The sequence below is a fragment of the Streptomyces sp. NRRL WC-3549 genome (assembly GCF_000721935.1).
Taxonomy (GTDB): Bacteria; Actinomycetota; Actinomycetes; order Streptomycetales; family Streptomycetaceae; genus Streptomyces.
This window is the reverse complement of sequence record NZ_KL585396.1, coordinates 50521-53943: the sequence shown is the minus strand read 5'-3', so window position 1 is coordinate 53943 and position 3423 is coordinate 50521. Positions and strand designations below refer to the sequence as shown.

General features: G+C 68.0%; 6 protein-coding genes. All 6 read right to left on the bottom strand.

Annotation, left to right across the window (positions count from 1 at the left end; translation table 11 throughout):
* Window positions 1-1011: SRPBCC family protein (locus tag IH13_RS0114165; RefSeq protein WP_063837446.1), on the bottom strand; the 1011-nt coding region annotated here is incomplete at its 3' end.
* The gene (locus IH13_RS0114160; RefSeq protein WP_031084372.1) at window positions 1004-1588 is read right to left on the bottom strand and encodes a hypothetical protein; all 585 of its coding nucleotides are present in this window, start codon (window positions 1586-1588) and stop codon (window positions 1004-1006) included. The genes IH13_RS0114160 and IH13_RS0114165, both read right to left, overlap by 8 nt.
* 36 nt (window positions 1589-1624) lie before the next feature.
* Window positions 1625-1879, bottom strand: coding sequence for a gas vesicle protein GvpG (locus tag IH13_RS0114155; protein ID WP_031084371.1), 255 nt, complete (start codon window positions 1877-1879; stop codon window positions 1625-1627).
* 34 nt (window positions 1880-1913) lie between these two features.
* Complete coding sequence (locus IH13_RS0114150) at window positions 1914-2627, bottom strand: GvpL/GvpF family gas vesicle protein (RefSeq protein WP_031084370.1); 714 nt, start codon at window positions 2625-2627, stop codon at window positions 1914-1916.
* Window positions 2628-2630: 3 nt separating this feature from the next.
* Complete coding sequence (locus IH13_RS0114145) at window positions 2631-3074, bottom strand: gas vesicle structural protein GvpA (RefSeq protein ID WP_031084369.1); 444 nt, start codon at window positions 3072-3074, stop codon at window positions 2631-2633.
* A gap of 61 nt (window positions 3075-3135) precedes the next feature.
* Window positions 3136-3423, bottom strand: a 288-nt coding sequence (locus IH13_RS0114140; protein ID WP_267883850.1) for a gas vesicle protein GvpO, incomplete at its 5' end; no start/stop codon positions are given.

Below are 3423 nucleotides of genomic sequence, written 5' to 3'. Positions count from 1 at the left end.
CTCCTCGTCAGACGGCTCCTCGTCCTCGGCGGCGAGTTCCTCCTCCGGAACGTCCTCGTCGCCCTCGTCCTCCTCGCCGACGAGTTCCCCGTCGTCCTCGGGTTCCGTGTCCCGCGCCTCGTCCGGCTCTCCGGCACCGTCCCGGTCCTCCTGGGAGCGCGCCTCCTCCTGCTCGACGGCGTCGTCGTGCTCCCGGACGACCTCGCCGTCGCGGATCTCACCGCGCCAGCCGTCGGTCGCCTCGCCCCGCATCATGAGGAACTTGCGGTAGAGCTTGAGGTCGAGACGGGCCCTGCGGCCCTGCGCGCGCCAGATGTTGCCGGTCTTCTCGAACAGTCCCTTGGGGAAGTACTCGAGGACCAGCAGGACCCGCGTCAGGTCGTCGGTGAGGGCGTGGAAGGTCACCACGCCCTTGACCGTGCCCTTGGCACCCTCGGTGGTCCAGGTGATCCGCTCGTCCGGGATCTGCTCGGTGACGTTCGCCTTCCAGCTACGGGTGGACTTGGCCACCTTCACCTTCCAGTTGCTGCTGGTGTCGTCGGACTTCTCCACGCTGACGACACCCTTGGCGAAGGTGCTGAACTCCTGGAACTGCGTCCACTGGTCGTACGCCTCGCGGACGGGCACGCCGACGTCGATGTCCTCGGATATCGTGACGCTCTTCGACTTGCCGCCCCCGCCCTTGCGTCCCTTGCCGAAGAGCCCCTTCACCTTGTCCTTCACGGTGTCCTTCAGGTGGGAGGCGCCGGCACTCACAGCGGCCTGGGCGGGGTTCTTGCCCTCGCCGAGCGCCTTGCCGCCCTTCGCGAGGCTCTTCACGGCACCGCTCGGGTCGCCCTTGCCCTCGGCGAGCCGTCCGGCGCCCTCGCCGAGCTTGCGGCCGAGGCTGGTCACCGTGTGCTGGGCCCGTGCCCGGAGGTAGTTCTGCACCTCCTCCTTGAGGCGGTCGGTGGCCGGGTTGTCCACCACGTCCTTCTTCAGTCGGCCGAAGGTCGAAGTCGAGTCAGCCACGGTCGCCACCTCGGCTCTTGCGCGTGCCGGCCGCCGTCTTACGGGCGCCGGAGGTGGTCTTGCGGGTGGTGGACGCGGTCTTCTTGCCGGCGCCTCCCGACGGGCTGCGGCGGGTTCCGCCCCGGCCCGCTGTCCCGGCGGTGGACTTCGCAGGGGCCTTCGCCGCCGCCTTCTTGCGCGGGGCCGGCCGCTCGTCGTCCGGCTCGCCGGCTCCGGCGTCCCGGTGCTCGTCCTCCTCGCCGGGGTCCTCGTCCTCCTCGTCCCCGGCGTCCTCGCCCTGGGGCGCTTCGAGTTCCCGCGTACGCCGTTGCAGGGAGTCGGCGAGGCCGGTGGCCCGCTGGGTCAGCGCCTGGGTGGCGGCAGTCTTCGTGGCGCCGACGAGCTCCTTGCGAACCTGGTCGTTCAGTGTGCCCAGGAGGGGAGAGTCGGCCAGCATCCTGCCGAGCTGCTTGGGGTCCAGCGGCATCTTCTTGCCGGCCAGGAACATTCCCAGACCGATCGCCAGCTTGGCCTTCTTGGTGCGCCCCAGCAGGTATCCACCCACCAGAGCGGTACCTATCTTCGCACTGCCGTTCATCTCTTGAACACCTCAATCTCCTGCGGTCAGGAGCTGTTATCCGTTGTCCGTACGGTTCTGGTAGGCCTCGCACTCGGCAAGCCGGTCCAGCAACGCGTCCTCGCACCGGTCGAATTCGTCCTCGTCGATCTCCCCGCTCAGCAGTCGCCTTTCCAGGGCGGCGAGTTGTTCGCGTACGGGCCCCGGGTCGTAGTGGTCACGTTCCGCGGCGAGCACCACCTGGTCGAGGACCCATACGGTCCCGCGTACCGGGGCGAGCGGCAGAGTGAGGAGCTGCGAAATGAGGCCCATGAGGGAATTCGACTCTCCGTGCGAGGGCGGCGCGTCAGACGAAGCTGTAGGGCGGGAGCGGGCCGTTCAGGACGAACTGGTAGTCGTCGCCCCGGCGTTCGGCCTCCTCGTGCACCGTCTGCGAGAACGCGGACGCCTCGTCGCGCTTGACGAGATAGGACACGTTGAAGAAGTGGCTCTTGGTGGGCTCGGCCTCCGACGCGCGTTCCGCCGCGGAGGCCAGCGAGGACGCGATGTCCCTGCCGAGCGCCTCCTGCCGGGACTGCACCTCACGTGAGACGAGCTCGCCGAGCGCCATCTTCCTGTCCTGCGCACCGGGGTTGGCGCGGGTGTACTCACTGAGCTGCCGTGCCTCCGGTGAGTCGGTGAGGATGGCCCTGAGCAGGACGTCCTCGTCGAGCGACACCTTCACGTTGTACTCCAGGCGCCCGTCCAGTTCGCTCAGGCGGGACGTGTAACCCTCGGCCCCCTCCTCCAGCGCGGCGCGCACCTGGCCGTCGTCCGGTCCCACCAGACCGAACCGCATGGGCAGCACGGCGCCGTCCGCCATCAGCCGCTCCAGGACGTTCTGGTGGGCGACGAGATCGCGGCGTTTGGCACGCAGCCCGTCGGGGGCGTCACTGACGACCGCGGCCAGCTTCCCGGCCTTCACGGTCCGCAGGTCGGACGCCTCTCCTCCGACGCCCTGCAGTCCCTCCAGCGCCAGTGGGTGGTCCGCCTGGGTGATGGCATAGATGTAGGTGGGCATGGACTACTCCTCACGCCGCTGTGCGGTGCGGCGGCTGCTCGAAGAGGTGGACTTGCGGGCCGGGCGCTTCTCCTTCTCCTCGTCGGAGTCGTCACGACCGCTCTGGAAAGAGTCCGTGAAGGCTTCGACGGCGCCCGTCAGGGCTCCTTTCGACTTGCCCTTGGCTCCGCTCTCCACCGTGTCCCCGACTATGTCGGTCAACTGGGTCGGAGCCTTGCGGCCGGACTCCAGGTCCAGCCGGTTGCATGCCTCCGCGAAGCGGAGATAGGTGTCGACGCTCGCGACGACCACACGGACATCGATCTTGAGGATCTCGATCCCGACGAGTGAGACCCGGACGAAGGCGTCGATGACGAGCCCCCTGTCGAGAATGAGCTCGAGGACGTCGTAGAGATTTCCGGAACCGCCACCACTGTTGGAGGCGTTGCTCTGCTGTACGAGACTCATGGTCGGTCTTCCTTCCAATGAGTTGTTTCCACACGGCCCGGCCACCCGGGACCAGGGTCGGTCAGCGGTCGACCTGGCCTCTCGAGTACCGGCGAATGCGTTCGTATCCCATGAGTTGGCCCTGGCCGTCGAGCGAGACGCGGTAGGAAGCCATGACGCTCATGGTGTCCGGGATCTTCTCGATCTCGACGACTTCCACGTCCGCGGTCCAGCCGTCGTCCGTCGCCTTGAGCGCGGAAACGGAACTGGGCTCGATCTGGAGCAGTTCGGCGAGCGAGCCGGCCGCTCTACGCAGGGCCGTGGAGACATCGATACGACTGCGGCTGTCGCCGTTCGCGCCGCTTTCGCT